Below are 19,489 nucleotides of genomic sequence, written 5' to 3' on the forward strand. Positions count from 1 at the left end.
CCCTACAACTCGATGCCATCGCCCGGGTCGAGCGATGCCTGACGGGCGACCTGGCGCATGGTCTGGTTCATGCGGCTTAGGCGCGCGGCATCCTCATCGACGTCATCCCGAGGATCGATTTCGAACTCGTTCTCGATGACCGCCTTGCGCTCGACGGTCTTCGTTCGGCTGAGTTCTGGCTGGTGACGACGCTCCGACTCGGTCGGATCATCGTCCGATGCCTCCTGCGCAGCGATCGGTGCGTGGAGGTCGGGCGCCGCCGGCAGCGCCAGTGTGCTCCAGTCGTCGGCCTGACCTGTTCGCGGTTTCGTCAGGGTCGGCGGGGTCAGGATGCGCTCCTGAAGCCGCCGATCCTCGTAGTATCGTGCCTTCTTCGCCCGGATTGGGGAGATGCCGGCGACCATGACGATCTCATCCGAAGGGGGAAGCTGCATGATCTCGCCCGGCGTCAGTAGCTGCCGGGCCGTCTCAGAGCGTGAGACCATCAGATGCCCCAACCACGGCGACAGCCGGTGTCCGGCATAGTTCTTCATCGCCTTCATCTCGGTCGCGGTGCCGAGCGCGTCCGAAACGCGTTTGGCGGTTCGCTCGTCATTGGTCGCGAAGCTGACCCGGACATGGCAGTTGTCGAGGATCGAGTTGTTAGGCCCGTAGGCCTTCTCGATCTGGTTCAGCGACTGGGCGATGAGGAAGGCCTTCAGGCCGTAACCCGCCATGAACGCCAGTGCGCTCTCAAAGAAGTCCAGGCGCCCGAGGGCGGGAAACTCATCGAGCATGAGCAGCAGACGGTGTCGGTTGCCCTTCGCCTGCAAGTCCTCGGTCAACCGGCGCCCGACCTGGTTGAGGATCAGGCGGATCAAGGGTTTGGTGCGGTTGATGTCGGATGGCGGGACCACGAGGTAGAGCGTGGTCGGATGCTTGCCTTCGACCATATCGGCGATGCGCCAGTCGCAGCGGCGGGTGACCTCGGCCACGACGGGATCGCGATAAAGCCCGAGGAACGACATCGCAGTCGACAGCACGCCCGACCGCTCATTGTCGGATTTGTTGAGCAGCTCGCGGGCCGCGCTGGCGATCACCGGATGCGGGCCGGCCTCGCCGAGATGCGCGGTCTTCATCATCGCCGCGAGCGTCGACTCGATCGGGCGCTTCGGATCGGACAGGAAGGCGGCGACGCCGGCCAACGTCTTGTCGGGCTCTGCATAGAGGACGTGGAGGATGGCCCCGACCAAAAGTGCGTGCGACGTCTTCTCCCAGTGGTTCCGCTTTTCGAGCGAGCCTTCCGGGTCGACCAGGATGTCGGCGATGTTCTGCACGTCGCGCACTTCCCATTCGCCGCGCCGCACCTCGAGCAGCGGATTGTAGGCCGCCGACTTCGCATTCGTCGGATCGAACAGCAGCACGCGGCCGTGGCGGGCGCGGTAGCCGGCGGTCAGCGTCCAGTTCTCGCCTTTGATATCGTGGACGATCGCCGACCCCGGCCAGGTCAAGAGCGAGGGCACGACCAGACCCACGCCCTTGCCGGAACGCGTTGGCGCGAAGCACAGCACATGCTCGGGGCCGTCATGTCGGAGATAGTCGCGCTCGTGTTTGCCGAGCACGACGCCATCTGGACCGAGCAAGCCTGCGGCTTTCACCTCCTCCGGCCGCGCCCAGCGGGCCGAGCCATAGGTCTCGACGTTTTTCGCTTCGCGTGCCCGCCACACCGACATGCCGATCGCGACGGCGATGGAGATGAAGCCACCCGATGCGGCGATATAGGCGCCCTCGACGAAGATCGGCGGCGCATAGGCGTCGTAGAAATACCACCACCAGAAGAAGGCGGGCGGGTAGTAGATCGGCCAGCCCGCCAATTCGAACCAGGGCAGTCCGAGCTGAGGCTGGAAGCCGAGACGATAGGCCGTCCATTGTGTCGCGCCCCAGGTCGTCATCAACACGATCAGGAAGACGGTGAGGATCTGACCCCAGAGGATTTTAGTCGCCGACATGGGCGTACTCCTTTCTTGGTTGGGCTACATGCCGAGGCCTCGATTGCGGCCGAAGCTCCAGTCGACGCCGCCGCCGCCGCGCGAGACGCCGGAGACGTGCTGGCCGAGTTGACGTTCGAGGGAGGGCGACCAGGGCACGAGCTGGAAGCCGAGGCCGTCGTCGATCATGGCGAAGCGGCCGGAGGCGAGCGCGAAGCGCTGCCGATAGGTGCCCGCGACATACTCGCCCGTTCCGGCCTTCAAGAATGACCGGCCGGTCTCGGCCGCGAGCTTCTCCCCGAGCGCTTCGACCTCGCGCTGGCGCAAGGTTTCGATCAGCCCCGGAGAGAAGCTGACGCCGCGCGTTTGCCGCTCGGCGAGCCCCTGGGCGATGAGATGGTCGGCGCGTCGGTCCATCGCCTGGCGAACCTCCGCGCCGAAGCCGCCACCGCCGAGCGCTGCCGGCTCGCGGGCGATCGCCTGCCGGTCGAGCCAGGTGGCGCCGGTTGCATGAACTTGCCGCTCAATATCGAGATCGGACCGTACCGCGAGCGCGACACGCCGGCGGCCCTGCGCGTCGTCGAACTTGCGCAGTTCGACGATCGAACCAGGCGCACTGTCCCCGGCGGCATCGAGATCGGCGAGCTTGATATGGTGGGTGCGCCCGTCGGTGCCGTCGACCACGGCGTAGGCTGTACCCTTCAACTCATCGTCGAGACCGCGGTCGACCAGCCGTCCGATGACCGGATCGTCAATGCTCTCGCCGGCGAGCACATAGCTCGTCGTGCCGCGCTCGATGCCGCGTTCGGTCAGTCCGCGGTGGATGCGCTTGATGATGTCGCCGCGCTCGCCAAGCGCGCGCAGCGTCTTTTCGGCATCGTCCGATACGACCCACTGGCTGAGACCGACCTGATCGGCGAGGCCGAGTGTCTCCAGCTTGCGCAGCCGACCGACCTTCAGCGCGTGGAATTCGTCTGGCTGCTGATCGGGATGTGGGGCGAGGTCGGCGACGCCCGTGCGATAGCTGTCGCGGGCGATCTGGCGATCGAGATCGGTCCAGCGTTCCGCCTCGACCTGACGCCCGAGGTTGCGCCGGATCTCCTGCTCGGTGCGCGGCCCAAGCTCCTGGGTGACGAGATCCTGCGCGCGGGCGCGCATGCCTTCCTTGATGTAGTCGCGCGAGATCACGAGGTCTTGGCCGTCGTCGGTCCGACCCCGCAGGATGATATGGACGTGCGGATTGTCGGTGTTCCAGTGATCGACGCCCACCCAGTCCAGCTTTGTGCCGAGGTCCTTCTCCATCTGGTCCATCAGCTCGCGCGCGAAGCCCTTGAGGTCGCTGATCTCGGTCGCGTCCTCGGGTGAGACGATGAACCGGAAGTGATGCCGGTCGTCCTGGGTGCGCTTGGCGAAGGCCCTCGGATCGGCGTCCTCGGTTTCGGGACCGAACAGGTGCGCCTTCTCCCCATCCCGGGTGACGCCCTCGCGGCGGAGATAGCTGAGGTGGGCGGAGAGCGGCGCGGCCTGCGCGCTATGACGGACGACGCGCGTCTTGATGACGGTGTTCCGCGATCGGCCCGAGAGCAGCCGATTGGCCTGCACGGTCGCGCGCAGTCCGCGTCCGAACCGCGAGCGATTGCCCTTGCTGATCTGGCCGGAGCGCGAGACGCGTCCACCGGCCCGCTGAGCGGCGGCGAGCGCCTGGGCAATGAAGGGCCGCGCCTGCTGCGCACGGGTCGAGCGGATGCGGCCAGGCCGGATGCGGAAATCGTCCTCGCCGCTCATGGTCGAGGCCCCGCACATCGCGCAAACGCGCGGAAAGCCTTGGCGAAATGGCAAATGCGCAGGCTGCGCCGATGAGGCGCACCTCGCGCAAATGCGCCACAAGTCCCTGAAAACACACCACCGCACCAAGCCGCACCTCGCCGGCTTTTATCTCGCCATCGTGCGGTTGTGCTGTCGGCTCCTCCTCTCCGGACCGCCATTTGCCCGCCAGACCGCGCCACAATGCGAACCGGTGCGAAAGCGGTCATCGCGGGCCACCAGGGACATTGCGCGCGACGAAAAGGCCATCGGTGCGCGAAGCCACCGGGCCTTGATCGCGCTCCGGGGCAACCGCTGCGGGGGCGTCCGGAGCGCCCGCAGACTGCACCGGCGCGGCAGGTTCGCTGCCGGCCGACTGCGGGGCAAAGAGCGGCGCCCGGGTCCAAGCCAGGGGATCGGCGGCCGCCACCGTGACGGGGCCGGCGAGTTCACCGCCGCCGAGAACGGGGGCGAGCGCCGCGACGTAGGCGCGGGTTTCAGCCGGCAATGGGCGGCCTGCGAGATACTCTTCGTAGCGGCCCGGGCCGGCGTTGTAGGCCGCCAGAAAGCCGGGCGAACCGTAGCGGCCGTGCATCTCGCGCAGATACGCAGCGCCCGCCAGAATGTTGTCGCGCGGATCGTAGGGATCGCCGCCGAGCCGATGCCGGACGCGGAGTTCGGCCCAGGTGGCCGGCATGATCTGCATCAGTCCAATGGCGCCGGCCGACGAGATGGCGCGCACATCGCCTGCGCTTTCGACGCGCATGACGGCGCGTATCCACGCTTCTGGAACGCCGAACCGCTGCGCCGCCTCCGCGATGTAAGCGCCATAGGGATCGCTGCGTGAGGGCCGCTCCACCTGCGCTTGCTGAGCGTAGGCAGTGCTTGCGGCCGGCGCGGCGAGGATTAGGCCGGAAAGGAGAAGGAGGGCTGTACGTCGGAGGGCGATCCTCCCTCCGACGGCAGGCTGATGGCGCGCGACGGTCATCGATCAATCCCGCTCGCCGCGCTTCGGCGGGCGATTCCAATGCAGGCTCCAGGCGGACTTGTCGTCGGCCGATTGGAACAGATTGGCGCGGATCGGGTGGTCGAAGGTCGGATCGTCGAGTTGCAGCGAGACGTATTCGCCGGCCTTCTCGCCGGTGCGCTTCCAGCCCGCGCCGATCTCCGCGCCAGTCTCGTTGCTCATGGTGTCGAGCACATGGACGCGGTAGTCCGGCGCGTTCTCGGCATCGGACGGCTCGGCCGCGACGATGATGATGTCCTGATGCAATGACAGCGTCGTCAGGTCGCCGATGAAGCCATCATTCTCGCGCACGAATTGACCGATCACGGGCATGGGTCGTCTCCTTCAGATTGCGGTGAACAGGGTCATGGGCGCGCCGTCACCGCGTCGGCGCACGCCAAACGAAGCGGCCATCGCCGTCCTCGTCGGTGTAGAGAGGGGTTGCCCGGCCGATCACGGCGGTGGCCGGAAGCGGGCCGAAATAGCGTCCGTCCAGGCTGTCTCGGACCTGCCAATTCATCAGGAACAGCTCGCCGTTCGCGACCAACTGGCAGCCGCGCCAGATCGGGAGCAGACGGCCGCGACGATCGCGATCGAGGGCGTCTCCCATCGGCACGCCGTCGACGGTGATGACGAGCCCGGTCCGACAGACCCGCTGTCCCGGGAGCGCGGCGACACGCTTCAGGAGCGGTACGCCGCGCGGCAGGTAGCCGCCATCGGACAGGAAGGTTGCGAGCGGCTCGGGCGCGTCGACGGCCACCAGATCGGTCACTTCGAGGTTGCCCACTTCGCCGATCGTGTAGAAGCCGACCGGCGTGCTGGCGGACGCGTTCCAGATCAGGCGCGGCGCGAAGGAAGCGATCGAGGCGACGCCGAGAAGCGACACGGACGCGGCCATGACGACGCCATAGGAGAGCCGGGTCATGCGCCGATCTCCCGACGCAGGAGAAAGGCGCGATGCTGCCGAAAGCCATAAGCGCGCGGCGTTTCGCCGATGGTCATCCGGTTATGGACGTGGTGCCAATGATCGGGCGAAACCTCGATCGGATCGATGCCGCGCGCCTCGATGGCGTTGATGAGCTGGAGCACGCGCTCAACCTTCGGCCAGCCATCGACATGCAGCAGGACCTCTGCGCCGGGCGTGACCGTCGGAACGGTCTGGCACGCTGCGCCGCGTTCAACCGTGCGCAGGATGTCGAGCCGCGAGAGAACGGTGCCGTGCTCGTTCGCCGCCCAGCGCACGAGCGCGAGGACGCTGCCGGGAGGGAAGAAGAGGATGCGACGGCGACGATCGAGGATCTGCTCGCGCCGTTCGCGGCCGAAGCGGATCCAGTGCTCGGTCTGCTTCTCGATCCAGATGAGTTCGACCTGGGTGAACGCCTCGGGCGGCGGCTCGGCGGTAGCGCCAAGGACGCGCATTGGCGCGGCGACAAGGCCGGTCATCATCCTTCTCCTGAGGGGGGTGGGAATTCGCGTTCGAACAGCGCGCGCAGCATGTCGGCGACGGTCTGGCCGCGCTGGAAGGCAGCGATCTTGATGCGGCCCCGCATGTCGGTGGTGACGTCAATCGTCAGCCGCGCAGAGAAATCCTCAGCGGGCTGGGTGCGGGTTGCGTGGCGATCGGGCACCTTGATCCAGTCTTCGGGATCGGCCGGACGCGCCGCAAAGCTGCGCTTCGGGGACCGCGCGCTCATGCGCCAATCCTCGCGACTTCCGCCGCGAGCGCCTCGATCTCGCGCGCGCCGGGGCAATCCTCGTCCTGCTCGGCGGCGAGCCGGCCGGTCTGCACAACGTCAGCAAAGACGATGCGCTGTCCGATCGTGGTCGAGAGCAAGGGCGGGTCGTGATCCGCCAGCGTCTCGGCGGTCTCGCGCGCCAGGACCGTGCGGGCGGCGCACCGGTTCAGCACGAAGCGAGCGGCGAGCTGCGGGCGATAGATGCGCGCCTCGCCGAGCAGGCTGAGCATCTCGGCCGAGGCCCAGCCATCGAGCGGTGACGGCTGCACCGGGATCAGAACGAGATCGGCGGCGAGAAGCGCCGAGCGCATCAGGCCGGCGACGCGCGGCGGGCCATCGATGACGACATGGTCGGCGTCGCGCGCCAGCTCCGGCGCTTCACGGTGGAGCGTGTCGCGCGCCAGGCCGACAACACCGAACAGCCGCTCCAGCCCCTCGCGACTGCGCTGCTGGGACCAGTCGAGTGCCGAGCCTTGCGGGTCGGCGTCAATCAGCGTGACGCGCTGTCCACGGCGAGCCCATTCGCCAGCGAGGTGAAGGGCGAGCGTCGTCTTGCCGACGCCGCCTTTTTGGTTGAGCAGCGCGACGATCATGACGGTCTCCCGGCGATCGGGCACTCGTCCACAGCGGCCGAAAAAGGCGGTCGCGTTAGAAAGATTCCGTAGGAATCTAGGTTAGATAAGTTACGGGGCTCGCAAGCTGCTGATTTGGCGCGAGGAATCGACGATTCCGGTCCCCGATAGCACGAGTGTCCGGTCCCCGATGGCACGATAGTGCCGGTCCCTGATAGCACGAGACGATTCACAGCTTATCCCCAGGGTGAGGTTTGGTCCGGCGACGACGTCGCGGGATGCCGAGGGCATCCGGATCGGTCGGCACGAAGGAGAGAATTTCCGGCCCGCCGACGCATTGCTCTATGGTCAGGCGGTAGCCTGGAAGCGGCTGTCGTTTGACGATGTCACGCAGGTCGTAGGCGAAGTGCTTGAGCGGCGAGAGGCTGCCGGACTTCGAATGGAGATGTGGAAAGTCGAAGCTCCAGCCGAACTCCTGCTTGCCGCCGTGCTTGCGCACGAGGCGGTAAAGCCAGCGTTCGAGCCCGCCGGTCAGACCGAAATAGTTGCGGTCGATTGTCAGCACGAGCGCGTCGTCCAGCACGGCGCCGTAGAACCAGTCAGGCAAGATCAGTTCGAGCCCGAGCGGGCGGCCTCGGTGATCGGCGCGTTCCTTCCACTCGTTGATCCAGGAGAAGCGGTGCATTCGCCGCTCGGTCGGCTGGCGGATCGAGGTCGCCACCGTGGTCGACTGAAGCCGGTCGAGCGCGGCCTTCAGGCGGTCGTAGTCGCGCAGCGACACGCCGCGGCCGATGAACTGCAGAATCTCGTATGGCGTGGTCGCCATCAGACGCGACGGCCGCAGGCCGAGGTCGCGCGCCTCGACGATCTGTGAGGCGGCCCAGATCAGGACGTCGGCGTCCCAGATCGTGGCCATACCGTGCTCGGCGACCGCTTCGACGCGGATCTTTACAGAGCCTGCCTTGAAATCGATCGGCGCCAGGCGCTTCGACTTGGCGAGCGAGAAGAACGGATAGGCCATGAGGTCCTGCGCATCGCGGGGCGCAAGATCGCCGGGCAGCGCCCGGAACAGATCGAGCTGCGCACGCTCATCGCGATGTTGGTGGCGGGACGACATGGCGCGCCGTCTCAGCGAGGAAAGCGCCCGCCGGCCGTGGCGGGAGATTTCGGCTGACGCTTGGCGGGCAGAACGGTGCCTGCGCGTGGATCGGAGGTGGAGGTTACGAGACCCCGGTCCGCCCAGGCTTGGAGGTCTTCCACCGCATAGACGACGCGACCGCCGAGCTTGCGATAGGTTGGGCCGGTTCCGTAGGTACGGTGCTTTTCGAGCGTGCGCTCGGAAAGGCCGAGGAACCGCGCGGCTTCCTGTGTTCTGAGATAGCGCTGCGGAATACTGGCGGCTGTTTCGGCCATGATCGCACCTCCGTGGTCTCACTGATGGCCGCTGCGAACGAGCGGCGGGTTGCGAGCACGGTGGCGGGAGGACGGCGCTTCCGACAGGAACGGAATTAGGAAGTTATTTTCGACACCGAGGATGTGTCATCGCGAGCGACGTGGAAGCCGAAGGATTCTGCGGTAGCCACCACCGACGAACGCCAAGCCGTCCCGGGCAAGGCGGACTGTCGTCTCGCGGACGGGGTTCTCGACCCAGGTTTCCGAGTCGCTTTTAAGATTTGGGAAGAGCTGCGCGGCGATCTGGCGGTAGGTCGCTCCTGCGACCCGGGCATCGACGACGCGTAGCATCAAGCGAGCGCGCCGCTGGCGCTGCGGTGTGACTCGGGGGTCGGCGGGCGCACGCCGGTTCTTGATGGCGGCCCAGAAGCGCGCCAAAGCGGTGAGGCGGTCCGGCAGCAGATCATCGATAATGAGAAGCGCGGCGAGCGCCTGGCGGCTAGACAATGCGGTCAGAGCGACGTCAAAGCTTTCGCGTCGCATCTCAAGCCGGACGAGCGCCTCGTCATACTGAAGGATTACATGGGCATGAACATCTTCAGCGGTGAACGGGGGGCCATCGGTCTCTGGGCCTGTCGTCAGGATGATCGCAGCCGGATCGACTTGCGGGGTCCAGAAGATCGGCTGGATTAGCGCCGAGTGGCTTGGGTCGGCGACGAAATCGCAACCCCCATTGGGCGGCAAACTCGCGCGCGGCGCTCTCGCTCAAACGCCCGACGGCTATCAGCTCCCGATAGGATTTTCTGTAGTCTGGGTTGCGCCGCAGAAACTCCCAGGCCAGATCGCCGGGCGTTAGCGCATCGATGTAATCGTAAGCGGCCTCAGACCGCCAGCTTTCGTCCTCGGACATCCTCCACCGCCTCCGCGCAATAAGACGCAACGCGAGTTATGCATGGGGTACGATTCCAAGTTGAATGAGGCTTGGGAATAACGAAGGTGGATCAAGGTGATGCGCGTTCCGCATCACCTCAGTGCGCGCGCGAGCCAAGGAACTCGCAGTAGCCGCCCTGCGTCATCCATCTGGCGCGTTCAAGATGTGCGTCGTAGACCTGCCGAGCGCGGGGCTCGTCCCAATCGGCCTCAAGGTCGAAGAGGACTTTAGCCACTTCTCGCCAATCCGCCCCTTGCGCCTCGGCATCGAGCAGACGGGCATAGAGCTTCAGATGCGCCCGATCGTAGGCCGTCAGCGCCGCGCCGCCCGGTGGCTGGTCGAGAAAATCCGACTTGGTCACAACATCCCCCGAAGACGCGGTTTATCCATTCTGGGAAACATTATTAGCCCTGATTTGATCGCAATGATGAAGCGGGCAACACCTGCGCGAAGTCGTGGCGTTGCCGCGACAATCGGAAAATCAGGCGTCCTTCTTGGCATCGACCAACAGCACTCCCTTGCCCTGGTCGGAGTTCAGGAAGACGATGCCGGCGCGTTCGAAAGCTCGTCTCACCTCATCGCGAGTCGTCTCGTACACCTCCAGCCCGCTATGGGATTCGAGGCGCTTGAGAGCGGTCAATGAGACCCGGGCCTTGTCCGCGAGCGTCTCCTGTGTCCAACCCAGCAACGCGCGTGCGGCCCGAAATTGTCGGGCGGTGATCATGCATGATCACCTCCCACACGGTCCTACGCGCACGCCAAAACTACGACTATAATAGTCGTTCTGGCCTCGGAGTTCCAGCGATTTCGCCTTCGGCGAGCGGATTGCCGGTGTCGAAGCCGCTGACTGATTCGGTCGTTCGAGAATGCGAGGGCCCCGGCCTTCCGGCCGGGGCCTTGCGCCGGCCCTCAGTCGCTGCGCCGCCCGTTGGGACGGGACCAGATCAGCGAGAAGGTGTCCGCGTCCTCGTCGTCGAAGAGGTTGGCGTAGATGGGGCTGTTGAACGAAGGGTCGTCCAGCTTGAGGCCCAGGTAGTCGCGGCCCTCGTTGGAGCGCTTGGACCAGGCGGCCCCGATCTCGGCGCGGCCGACCAGAACCCGGTGGCTCGGCGCGTTTTCGCCAGTGGCGCGGGTGTCGGGGACGATACGCACGCCCTTGGCCTGGACGCTGAGGGTGACGATTTCGCCGGTGAACTCGTTCGAACCGGTCTTCTTGAAGGTGCCGATGGTCGCCATTGTAAGTCTCCGTCTTTCCGTATTCGAGCCCGCACCATTGCGGCCTCGATGGCGATCGGTTGGCCGGAGGCGATCGACGGCGCACCCCGAAGGGGCTGGACAGCTAAGGAGGACTTTGTTGTCCCGCGAGGAATGGCGGCGTAGCCGGCAGGGGAAGAAAGTCTGACGCGGCTGTTGCGTCATAGGCGATCGAGGCGCAGCCGGCCTTCGGCCAGATCAGGCCATTGAAGAGGCCGTTTGGAGCGGTTGAGACACGGGCCAGGAAACGGAGAAGATGGCGGCCACCCTGCATCGGCATACCGGCGCCGATACGGGACCTTCTGGCGATTGCTCCCTCGTACAGGCTAGTCGTGCTGCCTCCTCGTTGTCGCCGCTATTGGAGGGTCGTGACGAGCGGTCGCACGTTGCCCGCGCAGATGCAGCCGCCTCGAAGCGCGCCAGCGGGGGTCGTGCCCAAGGTCTAGCGTCGAGTCTTGCTCCACGCTCCAGCCACACCCGCCTCAGACGACGGAGGCGTTCGCGCCAACGCGATTTTGGTCCGTCGCATTGGCGCTGGATCAAGTCAGGCCCGCGCTAAGCCCTGACCGGAAGGGCCCGGAGCCGTCGCCATCCCTGCGACCCGCACGAGGGCGGTGATGCCGACCGCGATGGCGCCGATGACGGAGAAGGTCATCTGCCATGCCTCGGATGGCATGAGATGCTTGACGATGCCGTGCGTGGCATGGAATCCGGCGATCGCCGCCGGGGCAACGAAGGCGATGGCGACGATCAGCTTCAGCCATACGGGCCGCACGAACATCATCACGAGCTGGCCGACCGCTAGGGTGGCGGCCGCGGCGACCAGGCCGATGAGAATTGCGCCAGGCACACCGGCGCCAGTGCCGTAAGCCCAGGCGCCAACGGTTGCGCCGACGAAGGCCGGCAGTGCGAAGACGGCTAGAGTGAATAACAGCCAGCATAGCGCGCCGATGGCGGCGAGCGAGGCGAGGATTGCAAGAATGATCATGGTGGTAGCCTCCGTGACGATAGGTCTGACGGTCGCGCCTGCCACCACCACCACGGCGCGCTCGGATAATAGCGGAAAAGGGCCTTGCCCGGGAGCGGAAACCGCAAGCGACTTCCGCCCGGCGCAGTCCGATGAGCCTGATCAGGGCGCGAACGGGTCGATTTCATGGACGATCTCCGAGGCGTCGCCGTCGTACTCACTGGCGGTTGTCACCGAGAGGGTGCCGTCGCCGGCCTGGAAAATGACGATGGCGGCCATCAGGGTGGTGGCGAGGCTGAAGGCGAAGGCGTGAGCGTCGTTGAGGGACATTTGCTGGGCTCCTGCTGGAGCGGAGGACCATCCCCCGCCGACAGGCGCCCGAAGTGTTCGGCCGTGGACTGCAATCACCGCGCAGGCGCAGCCGCAGCGGCGGCATGCTCGCATAGCCGACCCTTTACGGGTTGATGGCGACAAGTCCGCGGGTGGACCAAGGATCAGCGCTTAAAGGCGGGGGTGGTTCTTCGCGTCAGGAGATCCACAATCCTGGCCTCGACGCTTGCTCTGCTTTGCTCGTGCCATGTGCCGCTGGACGAGGATCTAGGCTATGCTGTGGGCCGCAAGCTTGGAGTCGCGAAGGACCGGCAATGGCGGAGTTCACAGGTAGAGATCTGCATCTCGTGAAGAAGGCCCTCGCGATCGCCGCGTTGGCCATCGAACGTCAGCCGGGTCCCTTTCAGTCTTCCTCCGACCGGACGGATATGAAGACGCTGCTCGACGCGTTGATCGAGAATGATACTGAGCTAGCGCACTATGCGCGGTCCGCCCGGATAGCCGTGATTGGCGAGCCAGACTGAGACGAGGCGGAGAATGACCGAGACACTCCCTTTCGAGAAGAAGCACAGGGACGGCAGCTTGTGGGTCGTCGGCCAAACGCTCGAGGGTCAGCCCACTGGATATTGGGAATGGTTTCGCCGTGACGGCTCAAAATTGCGGTCCGGCTATTTCGAGAATGGTGAGCAGGTCGGCGACTGGACCACCTACGATAGCGCTGGGCGCGTCTACAAATTCACGAAGATGAAGCGGTAGCCGGGGTTGCAAAGGTGGCGGCGCTCACGCGCCGCCATGCTTCCAGACCGGGATGCCGAGCTTCTTGGCCTTGTCGGCGAGGTTGTCCTGAATGCCACTGCCGGGAAAGTGCATGACCCCGATCGGCAGGACGTCGAGGATCTGATCGTTGCGCTTGAACGGAGCGGCCTTGGCATGTTTCGTCCAGTCGGGAGCAAATCCGACCTGCGGCACCTTGCGGTGATCGGCCCAACGTGAAGCGATCTTTTCGGCACCCTTCGGTGACTTGCCGTGGATCAGCACCATGTCGGGGTGCTTGGCGTGGACCTGATCGAGCTTGGCCCAGATCAGCGTGTGATCGTTGAAGTCGAGCCCACCGGTGATGGCGATCTTCGGTCCGGCCGGCAGCAGCACCTCGGTATCGGCCCGCCTCTTGGCGGCGAGGAAGTCGCGGCTGTCGATCATTGCCGAGGTGAGGTTGCGATGGCTCACCATCGATCCGCTGCGGGGACGCCAGGCTGAGCCGGTGTGCCGTTCGTAGTGCTCGGCCGCTTGGTCGCGCATCAGTTCGAAGGCGTTGCGTCGCTCGATCATCGTCTGGCCTTCGGCCGTGAGGCGTTCCAGCTCGACGGCTTTCACCTCAGAGCCATCCTGTTCGCGTTGACCGCGGCGCTGCGCCTGCTCATTGTCGTCCAGCTCGCGCTCGATCCGGTCGGTCGCGCGGTGGAAGACGTTGACCGTCGACCAGAGGAGATCGTCGAGGTCGGGCTCGAGGCGGGTGTCTTCCAGGGTTGCGATCAGGGCGTCGAAGATATCGGCGATGGCGCCGGCGACGTGGTTTCCTTCGGGCAGCGGCCTTCCGTCGGGTTCGTCCGCGAAGGGACGGTAGCCATAAAGTTGAAGCTCGTGGAGGACGTGGTCGGTGGGGGATGATGCGTGATGCGGCTCGTAGCTGTCGTCCTGCTCGCTCATCGGGATGCTCCTTCGTCGGTGTGACCGCGACCCTCGCGGCCTTCTGGCGACGAAAGCCGGCAGGCGGGCCGGACCTGCACCCGGAGCGAAGCGAGAGGGCCGCAGCACAGCGGAGGACGCCGAAGGCCGGCTATTTTGTTTCGCGATGGAAAGGCCCGACGGGCCGCCGGAAAATAGTCGGGCGCCGACGTTGTCGGTCCGGGCCGTTTGCCGGCCGATCGCCCTCTCGAAGGCCGGGTTGCGGCTCTCCCTGACACCTGGGAGCATCCGAGCGAGTGCCAAGCGAGGGCGTTGCGGTCACCAGCATACCCTTCCGGCTATGCCGCCATTGCCATGAAGCGTGCGACGTCCTGGGGAGCGATTTGTACCCGCGTCGTTGCCCGCAGGCTTTCCAGTCCAGCCCTTCGGAGGTCCTCGTTGAAGTCGCCCAGCCTCGGAGACACGACGATCGCCTCGATGCCGGCCGCGTTCGCCCGTTCGACGAGACTGTCGCGCGCACCGTCACCGGCCGGATCGTCGTCGCGCAGGATGTAGAGCCGCCGCAGCGTGTCCGGGAACAAGATGGCGGCGAGATGGGCTGCTGAGAGCGCCGCCAGCATCGGCATGTCGGACAAGACTTGCCTGACCGACAGGACGGTCTCGATGCCTTCGCCGGCCGCCATGACTTCGCCGCCCGTTCCGAAGCGGACCGCGTTGCCGAGAAGATCGCCCATCGCCCGCCTCGGCGTGTCGAGCGGCGCCTTGTCGCGGCGTCGCGGGTCGAGCCAGGTCCGATGCGCCCCGGTGATCCTGTCGCGGAGATCGGTGACGGCGGCGATCATGGCGGGCCAGGTCTCGGTCGGAGAATGCTCGTCGGGTCGATAGTAGCAGCGCGGGTGGAAGCGCAGATTTCCGGTTCCGCGTAAATCAGTAATGCCGCGTTCCCGTAGATACGACTGTACGAGCGTGCCCGTAATCGGCTGCGACATGCCGAACAGGCGGCGGGCCGCCTCGGGCGACCCGTGTGGTGCGGGTGCCTGACGCGGATGTGCTGGCGCTGGTTCGGGCTGCGGCATGCTGAGGAAGGTCCGTGCCTCGTCCGCGACGTCCTTGAAGTCGATGAGGCCGCAGCTATCCCGGATCACGTCGAGGAGATCGCCATGCTCGCCGGTCGCGGCATCGGTCCATTTGCCGGCCGGACCCTTGGGCGAGTCCTTGAGCCGCACATACATCGATCGGCCGGGCGTGTTGCGCACGTCGCCAACCAGCCAGTAGCGGCCCTCGCGCCGCCCGCTGGAGAGGTAGTGTCGGCACACCGCCTCGGCCTGCCGGCGGAGACGTTGCGCAAGATCGGAAGCATCGTGACGAGACATCACGCGGCCTCCCGCTCGGAGATGCGCGCCACCGGATAGGTGTCGAGCAGCTTGGTGAGGATGCTTACGCCATTGGTGTCGGCTGGCACGAAAAAGTGCAGCTTCCAGGAGATGATCTCGCTGAACAGGCCATAGGCTCGCAGTCGCTCGCGCATCGCCTCGGTGAAGCCGGTCAGCTCCAGGCGATAGGCGCTCATGACACGGGCGCGGCGAAGCTGGAGGCCTTCGGCCAAGTCGAGGATCGTGCGGCCTTCCATCAGCGCGGCGAAGGCGTGTTCCGGTGTCAGCGTGCTCGCCCCCTGCGAGGCAGCGTTGGCGGCCCAGGCCGGCGACACGCGGCGGCCAATGATGCGCTCGCCCGCGTCGGTCTGGAGTCGATACACCCGCGTCGACTCGTCCGGCAGGCGCTTCCAGATCGGCAGCAGCAAGCCCGCGACGATGTGGATCGTGCTGTCGGAGAATTCCGGGATGTCGGCAAGCTCGGCGTCCCATGCGGCGGCGAAGCGGTCGCGTTCGGCTTCCTCCCAATGGCTCTCTTCCATCATGCGCAGCGGCGCATAGTGCTGCTCCATCGGCCGGATCAGACACACGCGGCGTTCGATCTCGCCGTCATCGAGCATCATCGACGGGGCCGGCATCTGCACCGCGGCGCGACCGGAGCGACCATTGACGAGCAGCTGCGCACGCGGATCGGCGCGATGATCGAGCGCATCGAGCAGCGTGATCGGTCGATTGCGCTCCCGGCGCGTGATGGTCAGCAGCCGAGTCTCCGCGCCGGTGCCGGGATGCACATGGATCACCTTACTGTCGGTGACCACGAAGCTCTCGGCCTGCAGCGTCTCAAGCCCGACGTCATAGTGGCCGCTGCGGATCGCGCCCTCGATCTTCGCCATCAGGAGTTGCTCAAAGGCGGTGAACAGGACGCCCTGCAACTCGATGGTGAGCGCCAGCAGCCGGTTGAGGAAAGTGGTGATCGGCGGCAGCTCGTCCTTAATGCCGTTGTCGTCCATCAGCTTGAGGCCGGTGGCGGTTTCGAAGCGATCGAGCGAGCATCCCTCGACCTTGCCGCGCACGAGCAGCAGGTAAAGCTGGCGCAGCGCATCGCGCGCGTAGTGGGATTCGAGATTGTCCTCGGGTCGGAACAGGCCCTGGCCGCCGGTCTGGCGCTGGCCGCGCGTAATGGCGCCGAGCGTGTCGAGCCGTCGCGCGATGGTCGAGAGGAAGCGCTTCTCGGCCTTCACGTCGGTGGCGATCGGCCGGAAGAGCGGTGGCTGCGCCTGGTTGGTGCGGTTGGTGCGGCCGAGCCCCTGGATCGCCGCGTCGGCCTTCCAGCCCGGCTCCAGGAGATAGTGGATGCGCAGGCGCTGGTTGCGGACAGCGAGATCCGCATGATAGCTGCGGCCAGTGCCGCCGGCGTCGGAGAAGACGAGGACGCGCTTGTCATCGTCCATGAATGAGGCTGCTTCGGCGAGATTGGCCGATCCCGCCCGGTTCTCGACAGCAAGCCGCTCGCCCTTGCGCACGACGCGGCGCGACCGGCCCGTCACTTCGGCGACGATGTCCGTGCCGAAGCGCTGGACGATCTGGTCGAGCGCGCCCGGGACCGGCGGCAGCGATGCGAGCCGTTCGATCAGCTCGTCGCGGCGGGCGACGGCCTCGCGGCTTTCGACGGGTTGGCCGTCGCGATAGACCGGCCGCGACGACAGATTGCCCTCGCTGTCCGAGAACGGTTCATAAAGCTGCACCGGGAAGGAATGGGCGAGGTAGTCCAGAACGTATTCGCGCGGCGTGATGTCGACGCGGACGTCGTGCCATTCCTCGGTCGGTATTTCAGCCAGGCGACGCTCCATCAGGGCTTCGCCGGTCGAAACGATCTGGATGACGGCGGAATGGCCAGCCGCCAGGTCCTGCTCGATCGAGCGGACCAGCGTCGGCGTCTTCATGCTGGTCAGGAGATGCCCGAAAAAGCGCTGCTTGGCGCTCTCGAAGGCCGAGCGCGCGGCAGACTTCGCCTGTCGGTTCAGCGTGCCGCTGTCGCCGGTGATGTTGGCGGCCTGCATCGCCGCGTCGAGATGATTATGGATGATGGCGAAGGCGCCGGCATAGGTGTCATAGATGCGGGTCTGTTCGGGGGTGAGCTGGTGCTCGACCAGTTCGTATTCGACGCCGTCATAGGAGAGCGATCGCGCTGTGTAGAGGCCGAGCGCGCGCAGGTCGCGGGCGAGCACCTCCATGGCGGCGACGCCGCCATTGTCGACGGCCTCGACGAATTCGGCACGGTTGGCGAAGGGGAAATCCTCGCCGCCCCACAGGCCGAGCCGCTGGGCATAGGTGAGGTTATGAACCGTGGTGGCGCCGGTCGCAGAAACATAGACGATGCGGGCGTTCGGGAGCATGTGCTGGAGCCGGAGCCCCGCACGGCCTTGCTGCGAGGGTGCGACATCGCCCCGTTCTCCTTTGCCGCCGCCGGCATTCTGCATTGCATGGGACTCGTCGAAAATGATCACTCCGTCGAAATCGGAGCCCAACCATTCGACGATCTGCTTGACGCGCGAAAGCTTCTCTCCACGGTCGTCGGACCGTAGCGTGGCGTAGGTGGTGAATAGGACGCCCTCGGGGAGCCGGATCGCCGTGCCCTGCGGGTAGCGCGAGAGCGGCGTGACCAGCAGCCGCTCCATGCCGAGCGCCGACCAGTCGCGTTGTGCGTCCTCGAGCAGCTTGTCGGATTTGGAGATCCAGACGGCCTTGCGGCGCCCCTGCAGCCAGTTGTCGAGGATGATGCCGGCCGACTGGCGACCCTTGCCGGCGCCTGTGCCGTCGCCGAGCATGAAGCCTCGGCGAAAACGGACCGCGTTCGGGGCATCGTCCGGCGCGGCGGTGACGAGATCGCCGGTCTCGTCGACGGTCCAGGCCCCTGCGAGATATTCGCCATGAGCCTCGCCGGCATAGATCACCGTCTCGAGCTGGGCGTCCGAGAGGACGCCGTCGGCGACGATCGCTCCCGGCAGGGTCGGGCGATAGCTCGGCTTCGGCGGCGCGACCGAGGCCATGGCTGCGGACTGCACCAGCTTGGTCGGGTGCGGCTGCGCGCCGTCGATGCGGATCGACTGGAGGACGTAGGCCTCATAGATCGAGTCCGATAGGCGGCCGCTCTCCGGCGGCGTCCAATCGATGGTCTCATAGGCGAGCGGCACGCCTTCGATCTGGGTGATCCGGCGGTCGGGCTGGGCCGTCGCCGCGCGAGCGAGATAACCTCGCACCGTTCGCGGCGTGGCGGCCGACATCGCGTTTGGACGCGCGATCGTGACCGGCAGGCGCGCTGGGAGCTGCGCATCGATCCAGGCGAGCAGCGTCGCGACGTCGGGCGCGATCCCGGCGGAGTCCGGCAAATGCTCGGCATCCTCGGCCGGCGCCTTGTCGATGACGGTCAGGCGGGTGTCGATGGTCGTGCCGTGCTTGGCATAGACCGAGCCGGCGATCGCGGCGGTGAACACGACGCGGCCGCGCGCCTGCAGACGGACGAAGGCGTCCCGCCAGGCTGGAAGCTCCGGCGAGAAGTTCGCGCCAGTGATGGCGACCAAGCGCCCGCCGTCGGCCAGACGGGCCAGTGCCGAGGCGATATGCCGATAGGCGGCGTCGGCGACGCGCCCGGTGACGTTCGCCATAACCGAGAATGGCGGGTTCATGATGACGACGCTCGGCATAGCGGTCGGATCGAGATGGTCGTCGATCTGGGCGGCGTCGAAGCGCGTGACGGGCACGGCCGGGAAGAGAGAAGTGAGAAGATCGGCGCGGGTATCGGCCAGCTCGTTGAGGATGAGCGATGCGCCCGCAGTTTCGGCAAGGACGCCAAGCAGGCCGGTGCCGGCGGACGGCTCCAGCACGCGGTCGGTCGGGGTCAACGTTGCCGCTGTCAACGCGGCAAGGCCGAGCGGGACCGGCGTGGAGAACTGCTGGAAGGCCTGCGTCTCTTCGGATCGACGCGTGTGCGTCGGCAGCAGACCAATGATCTTGGTCAGCGCCGTGAGCCGTGAAGCCGGCGATGCGGCTTTGCGGAAAAGCGGCTTTCCGTATTTGCGCAGGAACAGGACGGTCGCGACCTCGCAAGCGTCATAGGCGGCTTTCCAGTCCCACGCGCCGGCTGTGTCGGACGCGCCGAAGGCGTCCTCCATCGCGCTGCGCAGCATGGCGGCATCGACGGTGCGGCCCTGTTCGAGGTGGGAGAGGATGCGTTCGGCGGCGGCGAGGATGGAGGCGGCCGGCGGCGTGGAGGAGCCAAGCGGAAGCGATGCCGCCTCGGCGGCGGGGATCGGAGCATGGAGCATCGGAGAACCTCGGAGAGCGGGACAAGGGCGAGCCGGCCCGGCGCTCTCTCTCGACCGGACGGGCTCAACCCCGTCCCGGCCACCCTCTCACTCTGGCGCAGCCGGAACCCGGCCTGTGGCACCGGCTTCCGGCGATGCGGATGGGAC

At 66.3% G+C, this 19,489-nt stretch carries 22 protein-coding genes; 2 read left to right on the forward strand and 20 right to left on the reverse strand.

The annotated features are described in order from the left end of the window. Positions 1-2: 2 nt before the first annotated feature. The 17 genes from CES86_RS09745 to CES86_RS27500 all read right to left on the reverse strand — a co-directional run bounded on the left by CES86_RS09745 (position 3) and on the right by CES86_RS27500 (position 11,958). On the reverse strand, positions 3-1,988 hold the full coding sequence (locus CES86_RS09745; protein ID WP_088217354.1) for a conjugal transfer protein TraG: 1,986 nt from the start codon (positions 1,986-1,988) through the stop codon (positions 3-5). Between the two features lie 24 nt (positions 1,989-2,012). Further along, positions 2,013-3,752, reverse strand: coding sequence for a relaxase/mobilization nuclease domain-containing protein (locus CES86_RS09750; protein ID WP_088217355.1), 1,740 nt, complete (start codon positions 3,750-3,752; stop codon positions 2,013-2,015). 244 nt (positions 3,753-3,996) lie between these two features. Then, positions 3,997-4,758, reverse strand: coding sequence for a lytic transglycosylase domain-containing protein (locus CES86_RS09755; protein ID WP_088217356.1), 762 nt, complete (start codon positions 4,756-4,758; stop codon positions 3,997-3,999). 3 nt (positions 4,759-4,761) lie between these two features. Next, positions 4,762-5,109: a DUF736 domain-containing protein gene (locus CES86_RS09760; protein ID WP_088217357.1), complete on the reverse strand. Its 348-nt coding sequence runs from the start codon at positions 5,107-5,109 to the stop codon at positions 4,762-4,764. Positions 5,110-5,155: 46 nt separating this feature from the next. Further along, on the reverse strand, positions 5,156-5,701 hold the full coding sequence (locus CES86_RS09765; RefSeq protein WP_088217358.1) for a S26 family signal peptidase: 546 nt from the start codon (positions 5,699-5,701) through the stop codon (positions 5,156-5,158). Continuing rightward, complete coding sequence (locus tag CES86_RS09770; RefSeq protein ID WP_088217359.1) at positions 5,698-6,219, reverse strand: DUF2840 domain-containing protein; 522 nt, start codon at positions 6,217-6,219, stop codon at positions 5,698-5,700. The genes CES86_RS09765 and CES86_RS09770 overlap by 4 nt, the downstream gene beginning before the upstream one ends. After that, the gene (locus tag CES86_RS09775) at positions 6,219-6,470 is read right to left on the reverse strand and encodes a hypothetical protein (protein ID WP_088217360.1); all 252 of its coding nucleotides are present in this window, start codon (positions 6,468-6,470) and stop codon (positions 6,219-6,221) included. Before CES86_RS09775 ends, CES86_RS09770 begins: the two co-directional genes overlap by 1 nt. Then, on the reverse strand, positions 6,467-7,105 hold the full coding sequence (gene parA / locus CES86_RS09780) for a ParA family partition ATPase (protein WP_088217361.1): 639 nt from the start codon (positions 7,103-7,105) through the stop codon (positions 6,467-6,469). The genes CES86_RS09775 and parA overlap by 4 nt, the downstream gene beginning before the upstream one ends. A 208-nt stretch (positions 7,106-7,313) precedes the next feature. Next, complete coding sequence (locus CES86_RS09785) at positions 7,314-8,201, reverse strand: replication initiator protein A (protein WP_088217362.1); 888 nt, start codon at positions 8,199-8,201, stop codon at positions 7,314-7,316. A gap of 11 nt (positions 8,202-8,212) precedes the next feature. Further along, complete coding sequence (locus CES86_RS09790; RefSeq protein WP_039187922.1) at positions 8,213-8,497, reverse strand: helix-turn-helix transcriptional regulator; 285 nt, start codon at positions 8,495-8,497, stop codon at positions 8,213-8,215. Between the two features lie 126 nt (positions 8,498-8,623). Further along, the gene (locus tag CES86_RS09795) at positions 8,624-9,166 is read right to left on the reverse strand and encodes a DUF2285 domain-containing protein (RefSeq protein WP_235819899.1); all 543 of its coding nucleotides are present in this window, start codon (positions 9,164-9,166) and stop codon (positions 8,624-8,626) included. Then, positions 9,075-9,386, reverse strand: a complete 312-nt coding sequence (locus tag CES86_RS27900) for a transcriptional regulator domain-containing protein (protein WP_231771187.1) — start codon at positions 9,384-9,386, stop codon at positions 9,075-9,077. The genes CES86_RS09795 and CES86_RS27900 overlap by 92 nt, the downstream gene beginning before the upstream one ends. Positions 9,387-9,504: 118 nt before the next feature. After that, positions 9,505-9,768: a DNA -binding domain-containing protein gene (locus CES86_RS09800; protein ID WP_088217363.1), complete on the reverse strand. Its 264-nt coding sequence runs from the start codon at positions 9,766-9,768 to the stop codon at positions 9,505-9,507. 120 nt (positions 9,769-9,888) lie between these two features. Then, positions 9,889-10,131 (reverse strand): helix-turn-helix domain-containing protein, encoded by a 243-nt coding sequence (locus CES86_RS09805; protein WP_037520532.1) that lies wholly within the window; start codon positions 10,129-10,131, stop codon positions 9,889-9,891. Between the two features lie 185 nt (positions 10,132-10,316). After that, complete coding sequence (locus CES86_RS09810) at positions 10,317-10,643, reverse strand: DUF736 domain-containing protein (RefSeq protein WP_094514272.1); 327 nt, start codon at positions 10,641-10,643, stop codon at positions 10,317-10,319. 562 nt (positions 10,644-11,205) lie between these two features. Then, on the reverse strand, positions 11,206-11,649 hold the full coding sequence (locus CES86_RS09815) for a hypothetical protein (protein ID WP_088217365.1): 444 nt from the start codon (positions 11,647-11,649) through the stop codon (positions 11,206-11,208). A 141-nt stretch (positions 11,650-11,790) separates the two neighbouring features. Further along, positions 11,791-11,958, reverse strand: a complete 168-nt coding sequence (locus CES86_RS27500) for a hypothetical protein (RefSeq protein ID WP_167387110.1) — start codon at positions 11,956-11,958, stop codon at positions 11,791-11,793. Between the two features lie 314 nt (positions 11,959-12,272). Between CES86_RS27500 and CES86_RS09825 the strand changes: the two genes are divergently transcribed. Both CES86_RS09825 and CES86_RS09830 read left to right on the forward strand, forming a co-directional pair. Then, the gene (locus CES86_RS09825; protein WP_088217367.1) at positions 12,273-12,482 is read left to right on the forward strand and encodes a hypothetical protein; all 210 of its coding nucleotides are present in this window, start codon (positions 12,273-12,275) and stop codon (positions 12,480-12,482) included. 13 nt (positions 12,483-12,495) lie between these two features. Continuing rightward, entirely contained in the window at positions 12,496-12,714 is a 219-nt protein-coding gene (locus CES86_RS09830; RefSeq protein WP_088217368.1) for a toxin-antitoxin system YwqK family antitoxin, read from the forward strand. A gap of 24 nt (positions 12,715-12,738) precedes the next feature. On the opposite strand, the gene CES86_RS09835 is transcribed toward CES86_RS09830, so the two are convergent. The 3 genes from CES86_RS09835 to CES86_RS09845 form a co-directional block, all read right to left on the reverse strand. Next, positions 12,739-13,665: a DUF2493 domain-containing protein gene (locus tag CES86_RS09835; RefSeq protein WP_088217369.1), complete on the reverse strand. Its 927-nt coding sequence runs from the start codon at positions 13,663-13,665 to the stop codon at positions 12,739-12,741. 317 nt (positions 13,666-13,982) lie between these two features. After that, a complete protein-coding gene (locus CES86_RS09840; protein WP_088217370.1) occupies positions 13,983-15,017 on the reverse strand; it encodes a DUF7146 domain-containing protein in 1,035 nt (344 codons plus the stop codon). Then, positions 15,017-19,342, reverse strand: a complete 4,326-nt coding sequence (locus CES86_RS09845) for a strawberry notch family protein (RefSeq protein WP_094514274.1) — start codon at positions 19,340-19,342, stop codon at positions 15,017-15,019. The genes CES86_RS09840 and CES86_RS09845 overlap by 1 nt, the downstream gene beginning before the upstream one ends. Positions 19,343-19,489: the final 147 nt, after the last annotated feature.

Source organism: Brucella lupini, from assembly GCF_002252535.1.
Classification (GTDB): Bacteria; Pseudomonadota; Alphaproteobacteria; order Rhizobiales; family Rhizobiaceae; genus Brucella; species Brucella anthropi.

Coding starts and splice junctions, on each gene's coding strand:
- CES86_RS09805 (WP_037520532.1), bottom strand. CDS start 10,131: ATGATCACCGCCCGACAATTTCGGGCCGCACGCGCGTTGCTGGGTTGG.
- CES86_RS27900 (WP_231771187.1), bottom strand. CDS start 9,386: ATGTCCGAGGACGAAAGCTGGCGGTCTGAGGCCGCTTACGATTACATC.
- CES86_RS09815 (WP_088217365.1), bottom strand. CDS start 11,649: ATGATCATTCTTGCAATCCTCGCCTCGCTCGCCGCCATCGGCGCGCTA.
- CES86_RS09790 (WP_039187922.1), bottom strand. CDS start 8,497: ATGGCCGAAACAGCCGCCAGTATTCCGCAGCGCTATCTCAGAACACAG.
- CES86_RS09745 (WP_088217354.1), bottom strand. CDS start 1,988: ATGTCGGCGACTAAAATCCTCTGGGGTCAGATCCTCACCGTCTTCCTG.
- parA (WP_088217361.1), bottom strand. CDS start 7,105: ATGATCGTCGCGCTGCTCAACCAAAAAGGCGGCGTCGGCAAGACGACG.
- CES86_RS09760 (WP_088217357.1), bottom strand. CDS start 5,109: ATGCCCGTGATCGGTCAATTCGTGCGCGAGAATGATGGCTTCATCGGC.
- CES86_RS09845 (WP_094514274.1), bottom strand. CDS start 19,342: ATGCTCCATGCTCCGATCCCCGCCGCCGAGGCGGCATCGCTTCCGCTT.
- CES86_RS09750 (WP_088217355.1), bottom strand. CDS start 3,752: ATGAGCGGCGAGGACGATTTCCGCATCCGGCCTGGCCGCATCCGCTCG.
- CES86_RS09825 (WP_088217367.1), top strand. CDS start 12,273: ATGGCGGAGTTCACAGGTAGAGATCTGCATCTCGTGAAGAAGGCCCTC.
- CES86_RS27500 (WP_167387110.1), bottom strand. CDS start 11,958: ATGTCCCTCAACGACGCTCACGCCTTCGCCTTCAGCCTCGCCACCACC.
- CES86_RS09765 (WP_088217358.1), bottom strand. CDS start 5,701: ATGACCCGGCTCTCCTATGGCGTCGTCATGGCCGCGTCCGTGTCGCTT.
- CES86_RS09775 (WP_088217360.1), bottom strand. CDS start 6,470: ATGAGCGCGCGGTCCCCGAAGCGCAGCTTTGCGGCGCGTCCGGCCGAT.
- CES86_RS09840 (WP_088217370.1), bottom strand. CDS start 15,017: ATGTCTCGTCACGATGCTTCCGATCTTGCGCAACGTCTCCGCCGGCAG.
- CES86_RS09755 (WP_088217356.1), bottom strand. CDS start 4,758: ATGACCGTCGCGCGCCATCAGCCTGCCGTCGGAGGGAGGATCGCCCTC.
- CES86_RS09770 (WP_088217359.1), bottom strand. CDS start 6,219: ATGACCGGCCTTGTCGCCGCGCCAATGCGCGTCCTTGGCGCTACCGCC.
- CES86_RS09835 (WP_088217369.1), bottom strand. CDS start 13,665: ATGAGCGAGCAGGACGACAGCTACGAGCCGCATCACGCATCATCCCCC.
- CES86_RS09785 (WP_088217362.1), bottom strand. CDS start 8,201: ATGTCGTCCCGCCACCAACATCGCGATGAGCGTGCGCAGCTCGATCTG.
- CES86_RS09810 (WP_094514272.1), bottom strand. CDS start 10,643: ATGGCGACCATCGGCACCTTCAAGAAGACCGGTTCGAACGAGTTCACC.
- CES86_RS09830 (WP_088217368.1), top strand. CDS start 12,496: ATGACCGAGACACTCCCTTTCGAGAAGAAGCACAGGGACGGCAGCTTG.